Source organism: Polaromonas sp. Polasp52 (assembly GCF_059491565.1).
This window is the reverse complement of sequence record NZ_CP168513.1, coordinates 460,117-484,703: the sequence shown is the minus strand read 5'-3', so window position 1 is coordinate 484,703 and position 24,587 is coordinate 460,117. Positions and strand designations below refer to the sequence as shown.

Genomic DNA, 24,587 nt, shown 5'->3' with positions numbered 1-24,587 from the left:
GGCGCGAGCGGGATTTAGCCGGCCAGCGCGGCCTTGACGGCGGCCGAAACCTGGCCCATATCGGCCTTGCCGGCCAGTTTGGCCTTTACCGCGCCCATGACCTTGCCCATGTCGCCGGGGCCGCTGGCGCCCAGCTCGGCCACGATGGCCTTCACGGCGGCCGCCACTTCGTCGGCGCTCAGGCGCGCCGGCAGGTAGGCCTGCAGCACGGTCAGTTCAGCGGCTTCCTTGTCGGCCAGGTCCTTGCGCTCGGCCTTCTGGAAGGCTTCCAGCGAGTCCTTGCGCTGCTTGATCAGCTTGTCGACGATGGCGATCACGGCCGCGTCGTCCAGCACCACGCGCTCATCGACCTCTTTTTGCTTGAGGGCCGCCAGCAGCAGGCGTATGGTGCCCAGGCGCTCGCTGTCCTTGGCGCGCATGGCGGTCTTCATGTCTTCGGTGATTTTGTCTTTGAGGGCTGACATTCGGGGCTCCTGAGGGGCGGGAATAGAGGGGAGAGGACGGCGCGGCGGGTGCCAAAAAGCACAAAAGCCCGCAGAGCGTCCTCGTGCGGGCTTTTTGTTGCCGTGAGGCGGTACTAAAGGATTAGTACAGCTTCTTGGGCAACTGCATCGAGCGGATGCGCTTGTAGTTGCGTTTGACGGCGGCTGCCTTCTTGCGCTTGCGCTCTGCCGTTGGCTTTTCGTAAAACTCGCGGGCGCGCAGGTCGGTCAGCAGGCCGAGTTTTTCAATGGTGCGCTTGAAACGGCGCAGAGCCACGTCGAAGGGCTCATTGTCTTTTACACGGATGGTGGTCATTGTTCAATTGATCCAAAAGGTGCGCCCTAAATGATCTGATCAGGATCAGGCCAGGCGCGGGTTTGCTAGCAAAGCCTGAGATTATAGCACTGGACGTGGCCCCCACGGTCGCTCACTGCGTGTAGCTCCCTGCCCCCCGAGGGGGCCGCCCGCCTGCGGCCCGGCAAAGCCGGTTCCGCGGCCCCTGCTGGCCTTAAGAATTCAGGGCGTATGCGGGGTATTTCACCAGTGGGGGCCGCGGGACTGGCTTTGCCAGACCGCAGGCGCCGCCCCCTCGAGGGGGGAACAGGCTACACGCAGTGAGCCTGGACGGGGGTGGGCCTATTCACTGATGAAATTCAGCAAATCCTGGTTGAGCCGCTCCTTGTGGGTATCGGTCAGGCCGTGCGGCGCGCCGGGGTAGACGATCAACCTGGCGGTTTTCACGAGTTTCGCGGCGGCGCGGCCGGAGGCGTCGATCGGCACGATCTGGTCGTCGTCGCCGTGGATCACCAGGGTCGGCACGTTAAAGCGCTTGAGGTCCTCGGTGAAGTCGGTGGCCGAGAAGGCCGCGATCGAGTCATAGGTGTTCTTGTGGCCCGCCTGCATGCCCTGCACCCAGAACGACTGGATCAAACCCTGCGAGACCTTGGCGCCGGGACGGTTGAAGCCGAAAAACGGGCCCGAGGCGATGTCCAGGTAAAGCTGCGAACGATTGGCCAGTTCGCCCTGGCGAATGCCGTCGAACACCTCGATCGGCAGGCCGCCCGGGTTGGCCGTCGTCTTCAGCATCAGGGGCGGCACGGCGCTGACCAGCACCGCTTTTTTGACCTTTGCCGTGCCGTAGCGGCCGATGTAGCGGGCGACTTCACCGCCGCCGGTCGAGAAGCCAACCAGGGTCACGTCCTTGACGCCCAGCGAGTCGATCACCGCCGCCAGGTCGGCCGCATAGTGGTCCATGTCGTTGCCGTCCCAGGGCTGGCTGGAACGGCCGTGGCCGCGCCGGTCATGGGCGATCACGCGAAAGCCCTTGGAGGCCAGGAAAATCATCTGAGATTCCCAGCTGTCCGAGTTGAGCGGCCAGCCGTGGCTGAAGCTCACCACGGGGCCATTCTTCGGGCCCCAGTCCTTGTAATAAATCTGCACGCCGTCGGAGGTGGTGATGTAGCTGGCGCTGCGCGCCGCGGAAGCGGGCTGCTGCGGTTCGCCAGCGGCCATGGCCGGGCTGGCGGTGAGGGCGGCGGTGGCCAATGCTGCTGCGGCGGCGATGCGGGTAAGGGCGTTCATGTCTGTCCTTTGCGGTGGTTGAAGTCAAGTCGGAATCGACAGTACGAACTTTACGCTTTGAAAAATACGATAAGTATTTAATAATCTTAAAAAATTGATCAAAAGTATCAAATGGAGAATTTCATTGGTTGATCGACTTGAGACTTTGTTGAGGCATTTCTCGGTGAGCGCGAACGTTTTTCATTCGGGCGCGCTCTGCGGCGTGAACGAGCTCGGCGAGGAGGAGGGCGCTGGGCAACTGCACCTGGTGCGCAGCGGGGAAGTTGGCGTCAGCCATGGCGGCGCCGAAGTCGTGCGCGTCAGCGGCCCCTGCCTGCTGCTTTACCCCAGGCCGTTGGCGCATCGGTTTATCACCGATGCGGCCCATGGCGCTGATTTCGTCTGCGCACACTTGCGCTTTGAGGGCGGGGCGGCCAATCCGATCGCGGCCGCTTTGCCGGCCTTTGTGCATCTGCCGCTGGCGCAGGTCGAAGGCGCCGCCGGCGTGCTGCAACTGCTGTTCGAAGAGGCATTCGAGCGGCGCTGCGGGCGGCAGGCGCTGCTGGACCGGCTGTTTGACGTGGTGCTGATCCAGGTGTTGCGCCACCTCATGGAAAACGGCGAAACGCGCTCCGGCATGCTGGCGGGGCTTTCGCATCCGCGCCTTCGCAACGCCATTGTCGCGATGCACCAGCACCCCGCGCAGGAATGGAGCCTGGAGGCCTTGGCTGATCGCGCGGGCATGTCTCGCAGCGTATTTGCCAACCAGTTTCGCGACGCGGTCGGCTGTACGCCGGGGGTGTACCTGCAACGCTGGCGGGTGGGCCTGGCGCAGCAGGCATTGCGGCGGGGACAGCCGCTCAAGCTCATCGCCGCAGACGTCGGCTACGGCAGCGAAGCGGCGCTGTCGCGCGCCTTCAAGGCGCAAAGCGGCCAGTCACCGCGCGAGTGGAAGCTGGCCCAGCAGGCCTAGCGCGCCGGTGCCAGCGCCTGCGCACAGGCATGGGCGGAGGCCCAGGCCCACTGGAAGTTGTAGCCACCCAGCCAGCCGGTGACGTCGACGACTTCGCCTATGAAATACAGGCCCGGCTGCCTGGATTCCAGGGTCTGGGAGGACAGGTCGCGGGTGTCTACGCCGCCCACGGTCACTTCGGCTTTTTTGTAGCCTTCGGAGCCGTTGGGGATGAGCTCCCAGTCGGCCAGGCGCTGGGCCAGGGCCAGCAGCGCTTTGTCGGTCGCCTCGCTGACGGGTTTTTGCAGCGCCGGGTCGGTGCTGATCCAGGCGTCGGCCAGGCGGCTGGGCACCAGGGCCGCGAGTTCGTTGGCGATCAGTTTTCTGGACGTGGCCTTGGCGCGCAGCAGCAGCGCCGGCAGGTCCACGCCGGGCGCGAGGTTGATGTGTATGGGCTGGCCTTCGCGCCAGAAGCTGGAAATCTGCAGTACGGCCGGGCCGCTCAGGCCGCGGTGGGTGAACAGCAGGTCTTCCGAGAACACCACGGCTTTTTTGCGCTGTTTGGGCGTGGCGTCCGCCGGGCTGGTTTCTATCAGCACCGGCAGCGCCAGGCCGGCCAGCTGGGCATAGGGCGCCCAGCCTTGGCCGTCGAAGGTCAGCGGCACCAGTGCAGCGCGCGGCTCCACCAGGCGCAGGCCGAACTGTTTGGCGATGCGGTAGCCGAAATCGGTGGCGCCTATCTTGGGAATCGACAGGCCGCCGGTGGCGATGACCACCTGCGGCGCCGTGATCAGGCCGCGATCGCTCTGAAGCTCGTAGTTGCCGCCCGCCTCCTGGGGGCCTTTGAGGCCCTGGATGCCGCAGGGCTGCCAGCGCGTGACCCCGCCGGCTTCGCATTCGGCCAGCAGCATGTTGATCACGTCTTCGGCCGAGCGGTCGCAAAACAGCTGGCCCTTGTGCTTTTCGTGGAAAGGGATGTTGTGGCGCTGCAGCAGGGCGATGAAGTCCTGCGGCGTGTAGCGCGACAGCGCCGAGCGGCAAAAGTGCGGGTTCTCGCTCAGGAACTGCGCGGGCGTGGTATCGCGGTTCGTGAAATTGCAGCGGCCGCCGCCCGAGATGCGGATTTTTTCGGCAACTTTTTCGCTATGGTCCAGCAACAGCACCTTGAGGCCGCGCTGGCCCGCCTGGGCTGCGCAGAACAGGCCGGCGGCGCCTGCGCCTATCACGATGGCGTCAAATTGATGTGTCAAAACAAGGCCTGAAGCGCTGTGGGTGAGTGAGGAATGCCGGCAAGCATGTCGCAGGCTTTGCGGGGGAGGACGCCGCTGCTGGTTTTTGCATTGGCACGGCAACATACCGAGCTACGGCAATATATAGCCGCTTATTATAATTTTTGAAAATAACAGCCAGACCCTTGAGAGGGCACGAGGAGGATTCCATGCAAGATATTTACCCGCCGGGTCCGGCGAGTTTTCCCGCGTCCCTCACCCAGGCCGCGCCTTCCTACAAACGGCAGGCCTGGCTCGCCATGCTGGCGCTGCTGGCCTTCGTGGCCTTCTACCTCGCCCTGTCGGGCTGGTTCGCATGGAAGGGCTACAAGCTCATCTATGCCGGTGTTTATGGTGCCTCCACCCAGGGCGTCTGGCTCTTTCTGGCCGGGGTGGCGGCTGCTTTGCTCGCGGTTTTCATGCTCAAGGCGCTGGTGTTCATTCGCCGCGGAGACCTTGGCGGCCTCACGGAGATCACGGCAACTGAGCAGCCGGCGCTGTTTGCCTTCCTGTACCGGCTGGCTGACGAGGCCGGTGCCCCGCGGCCGCGCAAGGTGTTTGTCTCGGCGCGTGTGAATGCGGCGGTGTTTTACGACCTCTCGCCGCTCAACCTCTTGTTCCCTTCTAAAAAGAACCTGGAAATCGGCCTGGCGCTGGTCAACGTTTTGAGCCTGTCTGAATTCAAGGCGGTGCTGGCGCACGAGTTTGGCCACTTCGCCCAGCGCAGCATGGCAGTCGGCCGCTGGGTGTATATCGCGCAGCAGGTTGCCGGCCACATCGTTTCCAAACGCGACGGGCTGGACAGCTTCTTGCGGGCCTTGTCCCGCTTTGATGTCCGCATTGCCTGGGTCGGCTGGGTCCTGTCGCTGGTGATCTGGTCCATACGCTCCGTGGTGGATACCTTCTTTCGGCTGGTGCTCCTGGCCGATAGGGCGCTGTCGCGCGAGATGGAGTTCCAGGCGGACCGTGTGTCGGTGTGCCTGGCCGGCAGCGATGCGCTGATCCATGCGCTTTACCGCTGCCGTGCCGCGGACCAGGCCTGGGACCGCGCTCTGGCATTTGCCAATGACGAGATCGCGCGTGGTTTTGCGACGGCTGACCTGTTTGAAATCCAGAGCCTCATCATCAACCGGCTGGAAAGCATCCTCGACGACCCCTCCTTTGCCGCACCGCCGGCGCGCACGGCGGCCGAGCCTTCGGCGCACCGTGTCTTCAAGCGCGAAATGGTGACGCCGTCGCGCATGTGGTCAACGCACCCCTTCAACCATGAACGGGAAGACAATGCCAAGAGACTCTACCTTGGCGTGCCTCTGGATGACAGGCCCGCCTGGACGCTGTTGCGTGATGCTGAAGGGTTGCGGCAGGCCGTCAGTGCCGGCTTGTGCAGCCATGTTTCCCCGCAACCCGCAGTCGCCAGCCGCGAGCAATCCCTGGCGGCCCTGGAGGGGGCCTATGGCCGCGAATCGTACAAACCTCTGTACCGCGGCGTTTACCTGTCGCGCCAGCTGACGCGCCGCTACGGCAGCATTGAAGCGCTGTTTGACGTCCGCCATGAGGCGGCGGCAACTGCGCGTTATCCGGCGTCCCTGTCCGACGCGTTGAAACAGCTTGAGACGCTGCTTGGCGAAAAGGCCAGGCTGAACGCCGTGATCGAAGGTGCGGCGCAAGCGGCGCAAAACGGCCTGGAGCACCGTGGCAAACAGCTTCAGCGCAAGGAGCTGCCGGCCGCCCTGCAAGCCGTGGAGCGCGAAATTTCGCTGGTCGAAGATGAACTCGATGCGCACGATCGCCTTTGCCGTTCGCATGCCCGCGCGTTGGCGTTTGCCCAGGGCAATGGCTGGGAAGCGTACTGGTCCGGTCTGCTGGCGCTGCTGCATTACAGCGAGCATGTCCAGGCCGACATTGTCGATGCGCATGGCAGCCTGGCCAACATCGTGGCCATGCTGACCGCCGGGCGCAAGGTCAACCAGAAAGGCGTGGATCGCATCCTCGGCAGCGCCGCGCAGCTTTACCTGCTGCTGTCCCAGGTGAACAGCAGCCGCGAAAAACTGGTGCCCGATGCCGGCACGATGGCACTGCTGGGCCAGCCTGGCTGGCCGCAGGTGCTCGGCGAGTGGGGACTGGGCGCGCCCGGCACCGAGAACTTGGCCAGCTGGCTCAATGTGATCGATGGCTGGCACGGCCAGGTGGTGGGCGCACTTTCCAGGTTGCGGCGCGCCGCGCTGGACCAGCTTCTTGTCACTGAAGCGCGGCTTGTGGATGCGGCCGCCAAAGGCGAATCACTGCCCGCTGCACCGGCCGCGGCGCAGGTGCCGCTGGACTACAAGACCTTTCTGTCCGGTGACGAGCGTCCGCGCCAGAAAAAGCTCGACTGGTGGTCGCGTTTCCAGACGGCGGACGGCTGGGTTCCCGGAGCGGTGCGTTTTGCGGCCGCCGGCGGCATCATCGTCGGTTTGATGGGCCTGGACGGCAGTTTCGGCAACGCTTCCGTCACCGTGTTCAATGGCCTGGACCGCACCGTGGTGGCACAGCTAGGCGGTGAAAAGGTGAATCTCCAGCCGGGGCAGAAGAGCCGGTTGTCCGTGCCGGCCGACCAGCCTCTGGCGATTTCAGCCAGGACCGCGGAAGGGGTACCCATCGAATCCTTCGAAGCGAAGGCCGATGCCATCGGCACCGAGTATGTGTACAACGTGGCTTCGGCGTCGCCTTTGCTGGAGTGGACGGCATCCTACGGCAGCGCCGCGCAAATTCCTGAACGGCCGCTGGGTGCGCCGCGGTGGCTGCAGACGCGTGTGGATGCCATCCTTGAAAAACCGCCTGAGCAGATATCCACAAAGGGCAAGGGTGGAACCCGCAGTGTTCTGACGTCCGCCTCGACACGGTCGATGCGTGAGAACCTTGGCCTCACGACTGATGCAAACGCGCGCAAGACGGTGATCCTGATGCATGCCCGCTGGGACGCGGCGGGGTCGGCAAATCTGCTCGACTGGCTGGGTCTGGCGGCGGCATATCCCGAAGGGGAGGAAATTTTCCGCCAGCGCCTGGCCGCCGACCCGCTGGACATGGCGGTGCTGCGCGTGGAGCAGGACGTGCCGCCGTCCGGCAAGCCGACCGCGGCGTGCGAACGCGATCGGCAACTGGCCGCGCAGCATCCCGCCAATGCAGACCTGAAGTACCTGCTGGTGCGCTGTATGCCCGACGGGCCACCGCGCGATGCGGCGTTTGTTGCCGGGCACAGGGAGGCGCCTGCCAATCCCTGGTTTGGTTACGCCTCGGGCTTTTCATTGTCGGCAGCCGGGCAGTGGCTCGCCGCCGAGCACGCATTTGGCGCAGCGCTGAAGTTTGCGCCGCTGGCCGACCGGAGTGCGCTGGAGCTTGCCCGCGTGCGCAGGCTGCAGTCGGGCGAGAACGCCGGCCTTGGCGACCTGGCGCCTCGTTCCGAGGGATTGCGCATGATTCTGGCGCTTGATAAGCCCAACGGAGCAAAGCTGCAGGGCCAGGACCTTTTTTATTCGGAACTGGCGCTGGGCCATATCGATGTTGCCCGCGCGGCAATGGGCAACGGCGGACAGGGCTATTCCCGCATGCTGCGTTTCATGGCAGCGTCCGACGGCGCGCCTGACGACCTGGTTCAGCGCAGCCTGGCTTTGCCCGCGACCGAAGGCATAGACCAGGAATCCTTGTGGAGTGCTGTGGGCCTGGCGATCAGGCATAAGCGCAAGACGGCGGACCTGCTTCAGCTTGTCAGGCAACTGCCTTCCGAGCAGGGCGCGGCCATGCTGCGCTTCATCGATGCGCTCGAAAACGGCCGCGATGTCAAAAAAGCCGAGGAGGCGGTGCAATTTATCTGGCCCGGGCTCAAGGGACAGGCTTACGTTATGGGCGCCATCGTGATGGGCAAGGCCGCGCCGGCCCCTTGGCGCGACTATGCCAAGCGTGCGTTGTTTACCACCGAACGGCCCTACCTGCTCTAGTGGTCCCGGCTCCTGGCGCCCTGCGCCAGGAGCCCGTGGCAGCGAAGCCTCAGGGTTTCCAGGTGAAGGGGAACTTGAGCTGTTTCAGGAAGCCGTTGGGCACATAGTCGCCCAGCACGCCGTAGCGCTCGGGCCAGAGCTTGGTGCTTTTGACGGCGGTGCCGAACAGGTAGTCGATGAAGGCGTAGTGCGCCGAGTAGTTGCGGTCCAGTGCTTCCTGGTCCTGGCTGTGGTGCCAGTGGTGGAAGTTGGGCGTGACGATCAGGTAGCGCAGCGGGCCCAGGCGCACGCTCACATTGGCATGGTTGAACACCGCCTGGAAGCCGACGATCACGATGTAGGCGTCTATGACTTCCTTGGAAAAGCCCAGCACATAAATGGGCGCCAGGATCAGCGTGCGGGTCAGCAGCAGTTCCAGGATGTGCTGGCGCGAACCGGCCAGCCAGTCCATGCTTTTGGCGCTGTGGTGCACCGCATGCAGGCGCCACAGCACGGGCACCTCGTGGTAGGCCCGGTGCGTCCAATACTGCACCAGGTCGGCCACCAGCACGATCAGCAGCACCCCGGCCCAGAAGGGCAGGCCCTGCACCCAGCCGCGTATGCCGTCGTTGGCGGCCCAGCCGAAGAACTTGTGCACCAGCAGGTTGGTGGCCAGCAGCACAAAGCCCACGATCATGTGGTTGACGATGAAGTGGTGGAGGTCGGTCTGCCATTCGGCGCGGAACACCGGCTGGTCCTTGCGCAGCGCGAACAGCTTTTCAATGAAGATGAAGATCAGCGAGGAACCCAGCAGGTCCAGGATGAACCAGTCCAGGCCGATGTAGGGCGTGTTGTCCGCGAAATCGTTCACCGGCACCTTATGGCCGCCCAGCAGCGCCGTGGCCGCGACCAGCAAGAAGGCCGCGCCGGCCAGCCAGCGCGAGCGGTTGAAGATGATGTTGACCAGCGAGATGCCGCCGGCAATCACCAGCGAGATGAACATCACGATGCGGATCACGTCGACGTTGTAGCTTTTGCGCAGCTCGGGCGTGGTCAGGTATTCGGGGAAGTGAAAAGCCAGCACGCCCAGAAAGCACAGCACGCCCAGGCTCAGCGCGATCACGCCGCTCATGATGCCGCTGCCGGGGCGCAGTTCGCCGTGGCTTTCCGTCAGTTCGTTGAGTTTGTCTAGCATCGCGTCTTTCCCTCTGCTGTTGTTTTTGACATCGGGAGTGTAGCCGCGCACGCCGGATTCGGGGCGCCGGCCCTCGCCGGCCGTCCCGCGGCCTTGTCACTGTTTCACGATGACGGGCTGGACCGTGAACACATTGGGGTTTTTGGGCTCCACGCTGACGCGCACCCAGTGGATCAACGGGCTGCCAAAGGTCTGCAGGCGCGTGAGGTTGGCCAGCAGCCTGGTGGGGCTGTAGAGCGGCTTGTCGACCTTGAAGAAGTGCGTGTCGCCGTGCACCAGCAGCACTTGCCCGGCGAACTGTTCCGTTTCAGTGATGACATGGCTGATGAAATTGCGGTAGCCGCTGACCCCAGCCGCCTGGCTTTCGTCAACACCTTCGGTTTCCGGCAAGTCAAAGCCCGGGTCGGCCTGGATCACCAGAACAATGCCGCGCGCCTTGCCGGCCTTTGCCTGGGAGAAGGCCTCCTGCATCCAGCGCACATTGGCCGCGTCGCGCTCCAGGTATTCGGCGTTGGAGGCCTCGCACTGGGCCGCGGTGCGCGCGCTTTTCTGGGTGCAGTCTTTTTCGTCCAGGATTTTGTTGTTGTTGCTGCCCGGCACGTTCAGCGTCGCGAACACGATGCCCTGGTGGACAAACCGGGTGTTCTCGACGAATTTTTCGCCCAGCGGGGCCTGGTGGACCAGCGCCATGCTGCGTTTGCCCAGGCTGCGGGTAGTGGGAAACATGGTCTTGCGCAGGTAGGCCAGGCGCTCCAGGGCGTCGTAGCCGCCGTTGTTGAGGCGGTGGCAGTCCGTCCATTCGTTGTCGCCGGGCACGTAGACCACGGGCTTTTTCAGCTCGCCGAACATGGCCAGCGCCGAGGCATAAATGTCCTCGGTGCATTTGGAGCTGCCGTTCTTGATGTCGCCGTCGTAGATCGAGAAGGCGATGTCCGACTGGTTGATGCTTTTGAGCAGCGCGGGAATTTTCGGGTCGTCGCCGGCTTTTTGGTAGGGCATGTCGCCCCACAGGCCGAATGAAAAACTTTGCGCCTGCGCGCAGGCCATGCCGAGCGCCAGCAGCGCGCCGGCCAGAAAACGTTGGGACATCTTTGCTCCAGTCGAAAGACCGGGAGCTTAGGGCGCTTGCGTGACAGCGCCGTGACACCGGCGCGGCTTCAGGCCGCGCGTACGGCTTCGGGGTGCGCGGCCGCGAGGGCCACGCCGCTGATCACATCGCCCACGACGATGATCGAGGGGCTGGCCATGCCGGCCTCGCGTATCGCGCTTGCCAGCTGGCCCAGCGTGGTGGTGATGTGGCGCTGCGCCGCCAGCGAGGCACTCTGGACCACGGCGACCGGCGTGGCGGCCGGCAGGCCAGACATCAGTTCGTCCTGGATGCGCTCGGCGCCGCTGACGCCCATGTAAATCACCAGCGTGAGGCGTGCGCTGTGCGCGGTGGCGGCCAGGGCCTTCCAGTCGGTGCCGCTGTCGCCGGGCTTGGCATGGCCGGTGACGAAGACCACGCCGTGCGCATGGTGGCGGTGCGTGAGCGGCACGCCCAGCGAGGTGACGGCGGCCAGGCCCGCGGTGATGCCGTTGACGACTTCCACCTCAATGCCGGCCTCGCGCAGGTGCTCGACCTCTTCGCCGCCGCGGCCGAAGATAAAGGGGTCGCCACCCTTGAGCCGCACCACGTCCTCGCCCTCGCGGGCGGCCATCAGCATGAGTTTTTCAATAAAGGCCTGGGGCGTGGACTTGCAGCCGCCGCGTTTGCCCACGTAGACGATGCGCGCCTCGGGCCGCGCGAAAGCCACGATCTCGTCGCTCACGAGGTCGTCCACCAGCAGCACGGTCGCGCGCTGTATCGCCTTCAGGGCCTTGAGGGTCAGCAGTTCCGGGTCGCCGGGGCCGGCGCCTACGAGGGTGACTTTTCCGTGGTTCATCGTGGTCATTTGATTTGGGGCAACAAGTGCAAGATATGTTCCACCTGCCGCGCAATCGACGGCGGCACGGGTTTGTCGCCGGCCAGCACCGATTGAATATAGGCCGCGGTGGCGGCGGCGTCCACCGTCCTGGGCAGCTCGGGCAAGGTGGCCAGCGTGCCGGCCTGGGTTTCCTGCAGCAGCGAGCGTTTTCCGCCTATGAAAGCCTCCATTTGCGGCATGCGGCGCGCATCGGCCACGCCTTCGCCCTCGGTGCCGCGCAGCAGCATGGCGTTCGCGCCTGTCAGCTCGAAGGTCTGGGCCATCGAGATGGCGTATTCCGGGTGTGTGTAGCTGCTCACCACCAGGCTTTTGCCCAGGCAGGGGCTCATGATCTTGACCAGGCTGTGCGCCGGGTTGCGCAGGCCCACGGCGCGGCGCACGTCGAGCAGGCGCTTCAGCGACGGCAGCAGCAGCTCGGTGGGCGCGAAGACGGCTTCGCCGCTTCCGATTTTGCGCACCGCCGCCAGCGCGTGGATGCCCAGGGCCTGCAGCACTTCCGAGGCAAACACCCGGCTGGTTTCGGTGGGCGTGCCGTGCACCAGGACCGGCACGCCCTCGCGCGCCAGGAGCAGGGCCAGCAGCGGCGTGAGCACGGGCAGCTTGCGCGCACCGTTGTAGCTGGGCAGCACCACGGTGGGGGTCTCGCCGGCGGGGAAATGCGCCAGGCGCTGCTGCAGCGCCTCGAGGAAGCCTGCCATTTCTTCGGGTGTTTCGCCCTTGATACGCATGGCCAGGCAAAAGCCGCCGATTTCCAGGTCGGTGACGGCGCCATCCAGCACCTGGCCCAGCAGGTCGGCGGCCTGCTCGCGCGTCAGGGCGCGGGCGCCGTCCTTGCCGCGGCCGATTTCCTTGATGTATTGGCTAATGCCCATAAGCGTGATTGTCTGCGAATGCAGATGACTTCTTGTTATGAGCTTAAGCCACTTGGCGGATCGGGATCACGGTACGTGGTGCGGCGGCTTGTACCTCGCTGCGCGCCGAACGCACGCGGCGCTTGAGTTCGGGCACGCAGGAGCCGCAATTGGTGCCGCATTTGAGCGCCGCCTGCAGCGAAGCCAGCCGCTCTTCGTCGGTGTGCAGGTGGCCGCCGCCGCCCCCGCCACCGGCCACCAGCGCCAGGTGTTCGTCGATGGCCGTGTCGCTGACATTGAGGCAGGTGCAGACCAGCTTGCCGCGCGACTGCACCGCCACCGGCGGCTTGGCGCCGGGCAGCAGCAGCAGCCGGCCGTAGGCCTGCGCCGGCAGTTCGTCCTGCAGCAGGGTCTTGATCCAGGCCTGGGCGCTGGTGTCGCCGGCCAGCACAAAGCCGGCAAGCTCGGCCGCCTCGCCCTTGCGCAGCAGCCGCACGGTGCGCCGCTGGCCTTTTTTGCGGTCGGCGTAGCGCAGCACGTCGGCGCCGTCCAGGCCGAGGATGGCCTCCAGCCTGGCCAGCAATTCATCGGGCGGGGCTTCGTGGCCGGCCGCGCGGAACAGCAGGCCGGAGCGCTCGCGGCCGTGGTCGGCCAGTGCGGTGTTGTTGGAAAAAGGCACGCAGCTGGTGAAGGGAAAGGCCGCCATCAGCGGCTTGAGCTGCTCGCGCGCGGCCAGCACCTCGCCGCCCGGCAGCCAGGCCATGGCCAGCAGCGTCCAGGGCATGTCGGCCTTGAGGATCTTGACCGCGGCATGTTTGAGTTCGGGCTGCTTGGAGCTCGGGCAGTAGGCCGAGGTGGTGATCGCGTTGACGCCGGCCAGCGTGGCGCCGCTGGTGGACTGCCCGCTCAGGTATTCCTCGCCCCAGTGCATGGCGATAAAGGCCTGGCTCACCGCCACCTCGGGCGAGGCCTGCAGCGGCACGACGATGGAGCCGCGCTTGGATGTCACGTAGACCAGGTCGCCGTCTTTCAGCAGGCGGCGCGCCATGTCCTGGGCATTCATCTGCACGGACGGCTCGGCCACGTGGCCGAACAGCCGGCCCAGGGTGCCGGTGCGGCTCATGCCGTGCCACTGGTCGCGCAGCCGGCCGGTGGTCAGCGAAAACGGGAAGCGCGACTCGCGCGGCTCGGCCACCGGCTTGTAGACGGTGTTGGCAAAACGCGCCTTGCCGTCGGCGGTGGGGAATACGCCGTCTTCATAGAGCCGGGCCTTGCCCGCGCTGTCGCCGGGCTTGAAGGGCCACTGCCGCGGCGCTTCTTCGAGCAGTTCGTAGCTCAGGCCGGTGATGTCCAGGTCGCGGCCGCGTGTGGATTCGCGGTGCTCGTTCCAGATGACTTCCGCGCCCAGGGCGGCGTCGCCCAGGGGGTAGGGGAAGAGGGTAGTCCGGGGGAGGGAGGGGGGACCCTTAGGTATGGCTGCCTCGGAGGTGGATGCCTGGTCGCCCGCCTTCAGCAGTTTTTCCAGCCGCTGCGCGAAGTCCACCACGATGGCCCAGTCATGGCGCGTTTCGCCGGGCGCGGCCACGGCCGGGCGCACGCGGCTGATGCGGCGCTCGCTGTTGGTCACCGTGCCGGTTTTTTCGCCCCAGGTGGTAGCCGGCAGCAGCAGGTCGGCATAGTCGCAGCTCGAGGTGGTGGCAAAGGCTTCCTGCACGATGACCAGTTCGGCGCGCTCCAGCGCGCGGCGCACCGTGGCCTGGTCGGGCATGGACTGGGCCGGGTTGGTGCAGGCAATCCACAAAGCCTTGATCTCGCCGTCGGCGGCGGCCTGGAACATCTCGACGGCGGTCTTGCCGGGTTTCTCCGGCACCGAGGGCACGCCCCACAGGGCCGCGATTTCCGCGCGGTGTGCGGGGTTGGCCAGGTCGCGGTGCGCGCTCAGCAAATTGGCCAGGCCGCCCACCTCGCGCCCGCCCATGGCATTGGGCTGGCCCGTCAGCGAAAACGGCCCGGCGCCGGGCTTGCCGATCTGGCCGGTGGCCAGGTGCAGGTTGATCAGGGCGGCGTTCTTGGCCGTGCCGCTGCTGGACTGGTTCAGGCCCTGGCAATACAGGCTCAGCGTGGCGGCCGAGGTGGCGAAGAGTTTCGCTGCGGCGAGCAGGTCTTCCTTTTTGATGCCGCAGGTCTCGGCCACCAGGTCGGGCGTGTAGTCGCGCACCGTGGCCTTGAGCGCGTCAAAGCCCGTGGTGTGCGCGGCGATGTAGGCCGCGTCGGTCCAGCCCTCCCACAGCATGATGTGCAGCATGCCGTTGAAGAGCGACACGTCGGTGCCCGGCTGTATCGGCAGGTAGAGGTCGGCGATCTCGGCCGTGTCGGTGCGGCGCGGATCGCAAAAAATGATCTTGAGCGCCGGGTTGGCGGCCTTGGCGTCCTCGATGCGCCGGAACAGGATGGGGTGCGCATAGGCCGTGTTGCTGCCGACGATGAAGATGCACTGCGCATGGTTCACGTCGTCGTAGCAGGCGGGCGGCGCGTCGGCGCCCAGCGTCTGCTTGTAGCCGGCCACCGCGCTGCTCATGCACAGGCGCGAATTGGTGTCTACGTTGTTGGTGCCTATCAGGCCCTTGGCCAGCTTGTTGAAGACGTAATAGTCCTCGGTCAGCAGCTGGCCTGAGATGTAGAAGCCCACCGCGTCGGGGCCGTGGTCGCGGATGATCTGCGCAAAACTTTCGCTGGCAAAACCCAGCGCGCTGTCCCAGGACACCGGCTTGGCCGCTTCATGGCGGTGCTCGCGCCGCAAGGGCTGCAGCAGCCGCGTTTGCCGCGTGACGGCGGCCGAAGCCGTCAGCGCCAGCGTCGAGCCCTTGGTGCAGAGCCGGCCGAAGTTGGCCGGGTGGTCGGGGTCGCCCCTGACTCCCGTGATCTGGTTGCCTTGCGATTCGATCACCACCCCGCATCCCACGCCGCAGTAAGGGCAGGTCGAGCGGGTTTCCTTCAATCCTGCATCAACAAGGGTCATTGGGGCGTTCAGGCGTTGGTCAGTTCTTTGGCCGCGGGGCCGGCCACCACGGGTTGCAAGTCCAGTGCCAGCGTCGCCAGTTCGGTGGCATCGAGGTGCACGGCGCCGTCCTCGACGCGCACGCTGAATTTCTGCGTGCAGCCTTCGTCGGGCGCCTTGGCGCAGCCGCCTTCCAGGTCTATGGTCCAGTTGTGCAGCGGGCAGGCCACGCTGGTGCCGAACACAATGCCCTGGCTCAGCGGGCCGCCCTTGTGCGGGCAGCGGTCCAGCAGTGCGAACACGCCGTCTTCATCGTTGCGGAACACCGCGACGTCGATGCCGCGCTCACGCGCCACGCGGCGCGAACCCAGCACCGGGATGTCGGTGACCAGGCAGATTTTTTTCCATTCAGACATAGTGATCTCTCAATTCAGGCGGGCGTGAGTTTTTCAAACTGCCGGGTGTCGACCGCGGCTTCCTTGAAGTCGAACCAGGGATCGGGCTCGCCGTCGAGCGCGAACTGCAGGCGTTCCCACAGCGCCTTGCGGCCTTCGTGGTCTTCCAGGATGCGCTTTTTGACGTAATCCAGGCCCACGCGGTTCACGTAGTGCACCGTGCGCTCCAGGTACCAGCCTTCCTGGCGGTAGAGCTCGCAGAAGGCGCCGGTGTATTCCAGCACTTCCTCGGCGGTCTTGAGCTTGGTGAAGAAGTGGGCCACTTCCGTCTTGATGCCGCCGTTGCCGGCGATGTACATCTCCCAGCCCGAATCGACGCCTATGATGCCGACGTCCTTGATGCCGGCCTCGGCGCAGTTGCGCGGGCAGCCGCTGACGGCGAATTTCACCTTGTGCGGCGCGTACATGCGCCACATCGCGCGCTCCAGGTCCTTGCCCATCTGGGTGCTGTCCTGGGTGCCCATGCGGCACCATTCGCTGCCCACGCAGGTCTTCACCGTGCGCAGGGCCTTGGCATAGGCGTGGCCGGAGGGCATGCCGATGTCCTTCCAGACGTTTTGCAGGTCCTCTTTTTTCACGCCCAGCAAATCGATGCGTTGGCCGCCGGTGACCTTGACGGTCGGTATCTTGTACTTGTCCACCGCGTCGGCGATGCGGCGCAGTTCGCTGGCCGTGGTCTCGCCGCCCCACATGCGCGGGATGACGCTGTAGGTGCCGTCCTTCTGGATGTTGGCGTGGCTGCGTTCGTTGATGAAGCGGCTTTGCGGGTCGTCCTTCGCCTCCTTGGGCCAGGTGCTGGTCACGTAGTAGTTGACGGCCGGGCGGCAGCTGGCGCAGCCGTTGGGCGTCTTCCATTCCATGAACTTGTAGACCTCGGAGATCGTCAGCAGCTTGTTGGCGCGTATCGCATCACGCACCGCCTGGTGGCCGTGGTCGGTGCAGCCGCACATGGCCTTGAGTTTGGGCGTGGCCGAGTAGTCGCCGCCGGCCGTGAACATCAGGATCTGCTCGACCAGGCCGGTGCAGGAGCCGCAGGAGGCGCTGGCCTTGGTGTGCTTCTTCACCTCGTCGAGCGTGAACAGGCCCTTTTCCTTGATGGCCTTGCAGATGGTGCCCTTGTTGACGCCGTTGCAGCCGCAGACCTCGGCGTCGTCGGGCATGGTGGCGGCCTTGTTGTGGCCTTCATGGCCTGTGTCGCCGAGATTGGACTCGCCGAAGATCAGCTTGTCGCGGATGTCGGCCACGCTGCGGCCGTCGCGCAGCAGCTTGAAGTAGTAGCTGCCGTCCACCGTGTCGCCATAGAGGCAGGCGCCGACCAGCTTGTCGTCCTTGATCACCAGCTTTTTGTAGACGCCGCCGAAGGGGTCGCTCATCACGATTTCCTCGGCGCCGTCGCTGCCCATGAACTCGCCGGCGCTGAACAGGTCTATGCCCGTGACCTTGAGCTTGGTGGAGGTCAGCGAGCCCGAATAGCGGCCTATGCCGAACTGCGCCAGGTGGTTGGCCGCCACCTTGGCCTGTTCAAACAGCGGCGCCACCAGGCCGTAGGCGATGCCGCGGTGCGCCGCGCATTCGCCCACCGAGTAGATGCGCGCGTCGGTGACAGTCTGCATGGTGTCGTTGACGACGATGCCCTTGTTGCAGTGCAGGCGCATGGATTCGGCCAGCTGGGTGTTGGGGCGTATGCCCACCGCCATGACCACGAGGTCGGTGGCCACTTCGCTGCCGTCCTTGAACTTGATGGACTTCACGCGGCCTTCTTCGTTGCCGGTGAGCTCCTGGGTCTGCGCGCCGATCAGGAACTTGAGGCCGCGGTCTTCCAGCGATTTCTGCAGCAGCTTGCCCGCCACGTCGTCGAGCTGCCGCTCCATCAGCCAGGGCATGACGTGCACCACGGTGACTTCCATGCCGCGCAGCATCAGGCCGTTGGCCGCTTCCAGGCCCAGCAGGCCGCCGCCGATGACGACTGCCTTCTTGTATTTCTCGGAGGCTTCGATCATTGCGTTGGTGTCGGCGATGTCGCGGTAGGCGATCACGCCTGCCAAGTCCTTGCCCGGCACCGGCAGGATGAAGGGGTTGGAGCCGGTGCACATCAGCAGGCGGTCGTATTCCTCTTCGGTGCCGTCCTCGGCGCGCACGATGCGCTTGACGCGGTCGACTTCCACCACTTTTTTGCCGGCATGCAGCGTGATGTGGTTGTCCTTGTACCAGTCCCAGGAGTTCAGCACGATCTCATCCAGCGTCTGCTCCCCGGCCAGCACGGGCGACAGCAGGATGCGGTTGTAGTTGGGATGGGGCTCGGCGCCGAAGACCGTGATGTCGTACAGGTCGGGCGCGACCTTGATCAGTTCTTCCAGGGTGCGCACGCCGGCCATGCCGTTTCCGACCATTACCAGTTTTGATTTTTTCATGGGGCTACTCCAGGGGATTCAATGTGTCTAGGTGCAAACGTCATGCCACGGCCGTGCCGCGCAGGTCGCGCATGCACGCGTCCACGCGGCTTGTCAGGGGGTGCAAGCCGGTCTGGCTTGCCGGAAACAGGATGAAATTCATGATGCTCTCTCCCGGTCAACAGGGATCCGGGTCGTTGACCCGGTATGAGGCACACCATTACGCACGTCGTTGTGCGCAGGACCCGCAGTGCATTCGCTAAGGTCGGGCGCGTCGTTACGCCCGCGATAGCTAATGCAAAACTTGTGCCATATCATTGGCCTGCAAGCCGCGCCCGGAATCCGCAGCCGGCGCGTGGCGCGCGACTTGCATCCTTGCCAGCCTTATTTCCCTCCCAAGCTATTGATTTGTATGACTTCCGCATTGGTAAACCTGAACGGCCCCGCCGGTGCCAACCCGCTGGTCTCCGACCTTGAGGCGGCCGGCATCCAGGTCCTGGGGGTGCTCCACGAGCGCAGCAAACTGGTGCAGGAGGCACTGCGGCAGGCGCCCGACGTGCTGGTTTGCCACGATGCGCTGCCCGATGAGGCCTTGTTCAAGCTCTTGCAGGTGGTCGGCGAGACCGCGCCTTGCCCCGTCCTGGTGTTCACCAGCGACAGCGATGCGGAAAAAATCACACGCGCCACCGAGGTCGGGGTCCATGCCTATGTGGTCAACGGCTACAGCCCACAGCGCCTGCGGCCGCTGATCCACCTGGCCCAGGCCCGCTTCAGGCGCGAGCAGGCCCTGCAGGGCGAGATGCGGGACATTGCCGGCCGCCTGGAAGAGCGCAAGGTGGTGGACCGCGCCAAGGGCATCCTGATGCGCGCCCGCCAGATGTCCGACGACGACGCCTTCCAGATTCTGCGCACTGCCTCCATGCACACCAACCAGCGCCTGGGCCAGGTGTCGCAGCACATCATCCATTCAGCCCGTTTCGCCGAAGACGTCAACCGCTCGGGCCAGCTGCGCATGCTGTCGCAGCGCCTGGTCAAGCTGGCGCTGCTGCGGCTGGCGGGCGTGCAGCCCGGGCGCGTGGCGCAGCTGCTCGCGGAGTCGGTGCAGCGCATAGACGCCAACATTGCCGCCCTCGGCAAAAGCCTGTCCAAGCCCACGTTTGGCGACCTGCTGGGGCAGGTGAGCCTGACCTGGGCGCGCCTGAAGCCCGCCCTGGAGGAAAACCGGGCGGCCGGCGAGATGGCGCACCTGGACGAGCTCGCCGAGCTGCTGCTGCAGGAAGCCGAGCGCATGACCGCCATCCTCGAAAGCGCCGGTGCCATGCCGCCGCTGCAGATGCTCAACCTGGCCGGCCGCCAGCGCATGCTGAGCCAGCGCTTCGCGAAATACGCCTTGCTGCAAGTCCTGGGCGGCACGGCCTCGCAGCGCAGTGAAGTGGGCATGGCCGAGTCGCAGGCGGCTTTTGAGAAGGCGCTGCAATACCTCAACGACATTCCGCTGACCAGCAGAGAGATCCGCGAGTCCCTGGACAAGGCCGCCGCAGGCTGGGCACAGATGCGCACTGGCGCCGCGGGCATCGCCAAGGGCAAGGATGCCAAGCGCCTGGAAGGCCTGGCCACCGCCAGCGAAGACCTGCTGGACGTGTTTGAGCAGCTCTCGGTGCAGTACGAGCGCAGCATGCAGATGCTGGTGGGCTAAGCCCTGGCGCAGTGCATTGCTGCAATGCACCAATATCGGGCATTGAACTTGCTTACATTGGTGCATGGCATTTGATCTGGACATTGGCTTCGCCACGCTGGCGGGCCGCAAAAACAGCAACGAGGACTTCTGCGCGGCCATGCTGCCCGAACCGGGGCAAGAGGGCATGGGCTCCATCGTGGCGGTGGCCGACGGCGTGAGCACCGGCGGCATGGGCCGGGAAGCCGCGCAAACCACGGTCACCAGCCTGGTCCGCGACTACTACGGCACGCCCGAAACCTGGGACACCACGGTGGCGCTGGACCGCATCATCGGCGCGCAGAACGCCTGGCTGGCCGGCATCAACCGCCGGCGCCGGCCGGCCGTGGGCCTGACCACCCTCACGGCGCTGGTGCTGCGCGGGCAGTCCTACACCCTGGCGCATGTGGGCGATTCACGGGCTTATCTGCTGCGCGGCGGCACTTTGCAGCAGCTCACGCACGACCATGCGGTCAACCATCCCGACTTCAGGCACCAGCTGCTGCGCTCGGTGGGCGCTGAAGACCATGTGGTGGTCGACTACATGCAGGGCGACCTGCAGGTGGGCGACGTGTTTGTGCTCGTCACCGACGGCGTGCACGGCGTGCTGCGCGATGCGCGGCTGCGGGATTTTGCCGGCCTGCAGGAAGCGGGCGGCTCCCAACTGGCCAGCCAGGGACTGGTCGACGCCGCCCTGGCCGCCGGCAGCAACGACAACCTGACGGCCGTCGTGGTGCGCGTGCGCGGCCTGCTGGACGCCACCCTGCAGGACGTGAGCCGCATTGCCCAGACCCTGCCGGTGCCGCCCAGGCTCAAGGTCGGCGATGTGATCGACGGCCTGGTGGTGACCGCAAAAGTGGCCGACAACGAAATCCATGTGCTGTACCAGGTGCGCGACCCGGCCACGCGTGTTCTGTACGCCCTCAAGGCGCTGAACCCCGCGAGGTCCCACGATGGCGAGGAGCGCGCCATGCTGGCGCACGAGGCCTGGCTGGCCCTGCGCATGCAGTCGGGCCCGGCGGCGGGGCATCTGGTCAGGCTTCACGAAAGCCCGCCGGCCGGCCATGAGCGCAGCGCTTTTTACCTGCTGTACGACTGGCACAGCGGCGAGACGCTGCAGCAGCTGCTGGAACGCGGCCACAAATTCAGCGTGGAACAGGTGCTGGGCGCGGCCACCCAGGCGGCGCGCGCGCTGGGCCGGCTGCACCGCCAGTGCGTGATCCACCGCGACGTCAAGCCCGCCAACCTGCACCAGGGTGAAGACGGCGTGCTGCGCCTGCTGGACCTTGGCGTGGCCCTCAGCGGGCGCGAGCCCGAAGCCATGCGCAAGCTGCACGCCGGCACCCCCAGCTTCATCAATCCCGAACAATGGGGCTTCAGCGCCACAGGCAGCGACGGGCCCGAGGAATTGCCCGACGCGCAAAGCGACCTGTTCGCGCTGGGCGTCACCCTGTACCAGCTGCTGACCGCCAGGCTGCCCTACGGCGAGGTGCTGCCTTACCAGGCCGGCCGCTACTACCGAGACCCGGTGGCGCCCAGCCGCATCAATCCCGAAGTGCCGATCTGGCTGGACCACGTGGTGCTCAAGGCCGTGTCCCGCGACAAGCGCCGCCGTTTTGAAACTGCCGAAGAGCTGCTGCTGGCGCTGGAGCGGGGTGCTTCGCGCCCGCTGACTGCGCCGCAGGGGACGCCCTTGATTGAGCGGGATCCGGTGATGCTGTGGAAGTTGTTGTTGGGGATTAGTGTGGTGGTGAATGTTTTGTTGATTTATTGGGTTTTGTTTTTGCCTCGGTAAGGGGGCCGGGTCTTGCTCCGGCAGGCGCGCTCGTCCTCTTCATCCTCCTCCTTCCTCTGCTGAGTGCGGCTGGCCGGGTCTCCCCCCGGCGGGCGAGGCACTTTTATCGAAACCCGCAAAGCGGGTTTTCTTTGTTCGCCAAAGGCGCGCTACGCGCGCGGGGTTTGCTCACTTCGCGCAGCGAAGTTACGCAAACACCAAAAGTACCCAAAAGAAAGGCGACCCGCAGTCTGGGTCCCTCCGCTGCGCTGCGGGCAACCTGCGCTGCTCGACTGCGGAGGGGGTCTGGCTAAACTCGCTACGCTGCGCTTCGCTCAAACAACGCCAGCCCTTATCCCTCCTCCGTCTGCGCTGCTCGGCCCAGCCAGGACGGGGAAGTCCGAATACAAGAAAACCAATACCAATACAAACAAGGACACGCCATGGCGTGTCCTTGTGGTTTTTGGTGTTGGTATTTTTTCTCCCACCCCTTGTGTATGCGCCGAGGAGCGGAGGGCCAGACGGATAAGGGCTGGCGTTGTCTGAGCGTAGCGAGTTTAGCCAGACCCCGGCTGGACCGAGCACCGCAGGTTGCCCGTAGCGAAGCGGAGGGACGCAGCAACCAGGGTCGCCTTTTCTTTTGCTTACTTTTCTTTGGCGAAGCAAAGAAAAGTGAGTTGCCGCCGGGCAACCCCGGCCAGCAGCTCTCAGCAGGAAGCGCACAAGCCGGAGCAAGAACCGGCCCTCTCACGCGCCGCGAGCACGACCCCCCTTTTCAGCCCATGTCCGCGTCCACCGAATCTGCATAACCCGAAGCATCACCAACATCCCCAAAGCCAAAGCCGCAAAAAAGAAGAACCCCCACATATAGGTCCCGGCATATTGTTTGGAGATGCCCATGGCGTTGGGTACCAGGCCGCCGCCCAGGGCGCCTATCTCGCCGATCATGGAGCCGGCGACCGCGGTGGCCAGGGGCCAGCGCAGGGGTACGAGCTGGAAGAGGGCGCCGTTGCCTGCGCCCAGGGCGGCAAAGCACAGCATCACCAGCAGCGTCGTGCCGGCCAGGGAGCCGCCGGCCAGGCCGCAGGCGATCAGCGTGCCGGCGATGGTGAGCAGCACCACGCTCAGGGTGTTGACGCCGCCCCAGCGGTCGGAAATCCAGCCGCCGAAGATGCGCAGCGCCGCGCCCATGAAGGCCGCCAGCATGGACAGCTGGCCCGCCTGCACCTTGCTGACGCCGAACTGGTCGTAGTAGTAGGAGGGCAAAAACGTGGCCAGGCCGATGAAGCCGCCGAAACTCACGGCGTAGATCAGGCTGAAGGCCCAGCCGTCTTTCTCGAACAGGCAGGCGACGTGCTCACGCAGCGTGGCGTGGCTGTCCACGTCGTCGGGCTCTTTGGCAAAAAGAATCATCGCGATCATGGGCAACAGCATGGCCACAGCGGCAATGCCGTAGACCGACTGCCAGCCAAAGCGCTGGGCCAGCGCGGGCGCCACCAGCACCGAGACGGCGGTGCCCACGTTGCCGGCGCCGACCAGGCCCATGGCCAAACCCTTGTAGCGCGGCGGAAAGGAGCCCGAACCCAGGCTCAGCGCGACACCGAAGCTGGCGCCGGCAATGCCCAGCAGCACGCCCATGGCCAGCAGGCTGCTGTAGGAGTCGACCACAAAGTAGCCGAACAGCAGGGCCACCATGATCAGGCCCATTTCCACCAGCGTGGCATTCTTGCGGCCTATGTACTGGGCCAGCACGCCCAGCGGAAAGCGCATCAGCGCGCCGGCGAAGATGGGCACCGAGAGCATCACGCCCTTCTGGGTGGGCGAAAGGTTGTAGGTTTCCGAGATGAAGGGTGCCATGGCCCCGTTCATGACCCAGATGCAACACGAGAAGGCGAAGTAAAAAAACGCCGCGCCCAGCGTGGGTGCGTGACCGGCCTTGAGAAAATTACGGAACCCCGCCATGGTGCAAACTCTTTCTGTGAGATGGTTGACTCACAGAATCAGTGCGAAAAGCGTGCCACCTTGGGGCGTGCAAAACGCACCCTCACGGCGCGGTTTCAGCCCGTTTGCCGGTTTCTTTTGGTGCGCCGCACAAAATACGTGCACCTCGGCGGGGGCTCAGCTCAGTTTTTGCGGTCCATGTCGACGCAGACCATGGCCGAATAGTGGTTCCAGCGCAGCGTGATGACATAGGGGCGGGTGCGCACCCGGGCCTTCATGCCCTGGGTGCCCTGCATCTTGACGGGCACCGAAATCTGCAGTTCGGAACCCAGGGCCTTGCGCGCATTGCCGGCCAGCGTGTTGGCGATCTCGCCCACAGCGTCCAGCAGGTTGCCGTCGCTGAGGTCGGTTTCATGCTGCAGCAGCAAAATTTCACGCACCAGCTTGCCCGGCATGGAGACCATCACATGGCCGTTGTGGCTGCCCGAAAAGGCCACGATGCCGTTGAATTCAAAACCCTCGATATCGCCCGAGCCGAGGTAGGCCGAGGTGATTTGCGGCTCCTGCCGGGTGGTGACTTTCAGGTAATGCCGGATCGAGTCGACAAACAGCTTGAGGTCGTTTTCGTTGAGTGTGGCCATGGCAGCCCTCCTTAGCGCATGTCGGCGATGTCGAGCAATGCCATCTGCAGCTCTTCATCGGTGAAGGGTTTGGCGACGAAGCCGCGCGCGCCCAGCTTGAGCGCCTGGATGGCCGTCGACTTGTCGCTGAGCGCGCTGACCACCAGTATCTTGACGGCCGGATCCAGCTTGAGCAGCGCGGAGATGCATTCGATGCCGTCCATCTCGGGCATGGTCAGGTCCATGGTGACGACTTCGGGCCGGGTTGCCCGGGCCAGCCGCACGGCCTCGTTGCCGTTCCTGGCCAGGCCCGCGAGCACGATGCCCTTGATGCCGCCGTTTTGCACCACGCGCGAGATGCGGGTGCGGATCATGTTGGAGTCGTCAACAATCAGCAGTCGCATGGTGAGCCTCCTTCGGGGTTGGGGATGGTTGGGATGTCTGGCATGTCTGGAAATTGGTCATG

Annotated in this window: 18 protein-coding genes; 4 read left to right on the top strand and 14 right to left on the bottom strand. The window is 65.1% G+C overall.

The genetic code is table 11. The features are described 5' to 3' along the window. Window positions 1-14: 14 nt before the first annotated feature. The 3 genes from ACEN9P_RS02340 to ACEN9P_RS02330 all read right to left on the bottom strand — a co-directional run bounded on the left by ACEN9P_RS02340 (window position 15) and on the right by ACEN9P_RS02330 (window position 2,064). Entirely contained in the window at window positions 15-464 is a 450-nt protein-coding gene (locus ACEN9P_RS02340) for a GatB/YqeY domain-containing protein (RefSeq protein ID WP_477663828.1), read from the bottom strand. Between the two features lie 121 nt (window positions 465-585). Next, window positions 586-798, bottom strand: a complete 213-nt coding sequence (rpsU, locus tag ACEN9P_RS02335) for a 30S ribosomal protein S21 (protein ID WP_007872347.1) — start codon at window positions 796-798, stop codon at window positions 586-588. Window positions 799-1,119: 321 nt separating this feature from the next. Continuing rightward, a complete protein-coding gene (locus ACEN9P_RS02330) occupies window positions 1,120-2,064 on the bottom strand; it encodes an alpha/beta fold hydrolase (RefSeq protein ID WP_495620964.1) in 945 nt (314 codons plus the stop codon). Between the two features lie 163 nt (window positions 2,065-2,227). Between ACEN9P_RS02330 and ACEN9P_RS02325 the strand changes: the two genes are divergently transcribed. Next, entirely contained in the window at window positions 2,228-3,016 is a 789-nt protein-coding gene (locus ACEN9P_RS02325; RefSeq protein ID WP_495620963.1) for a cupin domain-containing protein, read from the top strand. Here the strand turns inward: ACEN9P_RS02325 and ACEN9P_RS02320 are convergent. Further along, window positions 3,013-4,245 (bottom strand): BaiN/RdsA family NAD(P)/FAD-dependent oxidoreductase, encoded by a 1,233-nt coding sequence (locus ACEN9P_RS02320; RefSeq protein ID WP_495620962.1) that lies wholly within the window; start codon window positions 4,243-4,245, stop codon window positions 3,013-3,015. The two genes, ACEN9P_RS02325 and ACEN9P_RS02320, sit on opposite strands and share 4 nt — an antisense overlap. A gap of 278 nt (window positions 4,246-4,523) precedes the next feature. On the opposite strand from ACEN9P_RS02320, the gene ACEN9P_RS02315 reads away from it, so the two are divergent. Beyond that, complete coding sequence (locus ACEN9P_RS02315) at window positions 4,524-8,237, top strand: M48 family metallopeptidase (protein ID WP_495620961.1); 3,714 nt, start codon at window positions 4,524-4,526, stop codon at window positions 8,235-8,237. Between the two features lie 49 nt (window positions 8,238-8,286). Here the strand turns inward: ACEN9P_RS02315 and ACEN9P_RS02310 are convergent, their stop codons facing one another. From ACEN9P_RS02310 to nirB, 7 genes are all read right to left on the bottom strand, one after another. Further along, window positions 8,287-9,411 carry a sterol desaturase family protein gene (locus ACEN9P_RS02310; protein ID WP_477701176.1) on the bottom strand — a complete coding sequence of 375 codons (1,125 nt, stop codon included), beginning with the start codon at window positions 9,409-9,411 and terminating at the stop codon, window positions 8,287-8,289. A gap of 96 nt (window positions 9,412-9,507) precedes the next feature. Beyond that, entirely contained in the window at window positions 9,508-10,500 is a 993-nt protein-coding gene (locus tag ACEN9P_RS02305) for a hypothetical protein (RefSeq protein WP_495620960.1), read from the bottom strand. A gap of 68 nt (window positions 10,501-10,568) precedes the next feature. After that, the gene (gene cobA / locus ACEN9P_RS02300; protein ID WP_495620959.1) at window positions 10,569-11,336 is read right to left on the bottom strand and encodes a uroporphyrinogen-III C-methyltransferase; all 768 of its coding nucleotides are present in this window, start codon (window positions 11,334-11,336) and stop codon (window positions 10,569-10,571) included. 5 nt (window positions 11,337-11,341) lie between these two features. After that, complete coding sequence (gene ybiB, locus ACEN9P_RS02295) at window positions 11,342-12,250, bottom strand: DNA-binding protein YbiB (RefSeq protein WP_477662562.1); 909 nt, start codon at window positions 12,248-12,250, stop codon at window positions 11,342-11,344. Window positions 12,251-12,293: 43 nt separating this feature from the next. Then, a complete protein-coding gene (locus tag ACEN9P_RS02290; protein ID WP_495622126.1) occupies window positions 12,294-15,227 on the bottom strand; it encodes a nitrate reductase in 2,934 nt (977 codons plus the stop codon). A 29-nt stretch (window positions 15,228-15,256) separates the two neighbouring features. Continuing rightward, window positions 15,257-15,643: a nitrite reductase small subunit NirD gene (nirD, locus tag ACEN9P_RS02285; RefSeq protein WP_477662561.1), complete on the bottom strand. Its 387-nt coding sequence runs from the start codon at window positions 15,641-15,643 to the stop codon at window positions 15,257-15,259. 14 nt (window positions 15,644-15,657) lie between these two features. Beyond that, a complete protein-coding gene (nirB, locus tag ACEN9P_RS02280) occupies window positions 15,658-18,093 on the bottom strand; it encodes a nitrite reductase large subunit NirB (RefSeq protein ID WP_477662560.1) in 2,436 nt (811 codons plus the stop codon). 391 nt (window positions 18,094-18,484) lie between these two features. Between nirB and ACEN9P_RS02275 the strand changes: the two genes are divergently transcribed. Then, on the top strand, window positions 18,485-19,768 hold the full coding sequence (locus ACEN9P_RS02275; RefSeq protein WP_495620958.1) for a type IV pili methyl-accepting chemotaxis transducer N-terminal domain-containing protein: 1,284 nt from the start codon (window positions 18,485-18,487) through the stop codon (window positions 19,766-19,768). Window positions 19,769-19,832: 64 nt separating this feature from the next. Continuing rightward, entirely contained in the window at window positions 19,833-21,581 is a 1,749-nt protein-coding gene (locus ACEN9P_RS02270) for a bifunctional protein-serine/threonine kinase/phosphatase (RefSeq protein ID WP_495620957.1), read from the top strand. 726 nt (window positions 21,582-22,307) lie between these two features. Here ACEN9P_RS02270 and ACEN9P_RS02265 read toward each other — a convergent pair. The 3 genes from ACEN9P_RS02265 to ACEN9P_RS02255 all read right to left on the bottom strand — a co-directional run bounded on the left by ACEN9P_RS02265 (window position 22,308) and on the right by ACEN9P_RS02255 (window position 24,525). Further along, window positions 22,308-23,522 (bottom strand): MFS transporter, encoded by a 1,215-nt coding sequence (locus ACEN9P_RS02265; RefSeq protein ID WP_477701178.1) that lies wholly within the window; start codon window positions 23,520-23,522, stop codon window positions 22,308-22,310. A gap of 161 nt (window positions 23,523-23,683) precedes the next feature. Next, the gene (locus tag ACEN9P_RS02260) at window positions 23,684-24,142 is read right to left on the bottom strand and encodes a chemotaxis protein CheX (RefSeq protein WP_007864517.1); all 459 of its coding nucleotides are present in this window, start codon (window positions 24,140-24,142) and stop codon (window positions 23,684-23,686) included. Between the two features lie 11 nt (window positions 24,143-24,153). Then, on the bottom strand, window positions 24,154-24,525 hold the full coding sequence (locus ACEN9P_RS02255) for a response regulator transcription factor (protein WP_477662555.1): 372 nt from the start codon (window positions 24,523-24,525) through the stop codon (window positions 24,154-24,156). Between the last annotated feature and the right edge of the window lie 62 nt (window positions 24,526-24,587).

Coding starts and splice junctions, on each gene's coding strand:
- ACEN9P_RS02340 (WP_477663828.1), bottom strand. CDS start 464: ATGTCAGCCCTCAAAGACAAAATCACCGAAGACATGAAGACCGCCATG.
- rpsU (WP_007872347.1), bottom strand. CDS start 798: ATGACCACCATCCGTGTAAAAGACAATGAGCCCTTCGACGTGGCTCTG.
- ACEN9P_RS02330 (WP_495620964.1), bottom strand. CDS start 2,064: ATGAACGCCCTTACCCGCATCGCCGCCGCAGCAGCATTGGCCACCGCC.
- ACEN9P_RS02315 (WP_495620961.1), top strand. CDS start 4,524: ATGCTGGCGCTGCTGGCCTTCGTGGCCTTCTACCTCGCCCTGTCGGGC.
- ACEN9P_RS02310 (WP_477701176.1), bottom strand. CDS start 9,411: ATGCTAGACAAACTCAACGAACTGACGGAAAGCCACGGCGAACTGCGC.
- ACEN9P_RS02305 (WP_495620960.1), bottom strand. CDS start 10,500: ATGTCCCAACGTTTTCTGGCCGGCGCGCTGCTGGCGCTCGGCATGGCC.
- cobA (WP_495620959.1), bottom strand. CDS start 11,336: ATGAACCACGGAAAAGTCACCCTCGTAGGCGCCGGCCCCGGCGACCCG.
- ybiB (WP_477662562.1), bottom strand. CDS start 12,250: ATGGGCATTAGCCAATACATCAAGGAAATCGGCCGCGGCAAGGACGGC.
- nirD (WP_477662561.1), bottom strand. CDS start 15,643: ATGTCTGAATGGAAAAAAATCTGCCTGGTCACCGACATCCCGGTGCTG.
- nirB (WP_477662560.1), bottom strand. CDS start 18,093: ATGAAAAAATCAAAACTGGTAATGGTCGGAAACGGCATGGCCGGCGTG.
- ACEN9P_RS02275 (WP_495620958.1), top strand. CDS start 18,485: ATGACTTCCGCATTGGTAAACCTGAACGGCCCCGCCGGTGCCAACCCG.
- ACEN9P_RS02270 (WP_495620957.1), top strand. CDS start 19,833: ATGGCATTTGATCTGGACATTGGCTTCGCCACGCTGGCGGGCCGCAAA.
- ACEN9P_RS02265 (WP_477701178.1), bottom strand. CDS start 23,522: ATGGCGGGGTTCCGTAATTTTCTCAAGGCCGGTCACGCACCCACGCTG.
- ACEN9P_RS02260 (WP_007864517.1), bottom strand. CDS start 24,142: ATGGCCACACTCAACGAAAACGACCTCAAGCTGTTTGTCGACTCGATC.
- ACEN9P_RS02255 (WP_477662555.1), bottom strand. CDS start 24,525: ATGCGACTGCTGATTGTTGACGACTCCAACATGATCCGCACCCGCATC.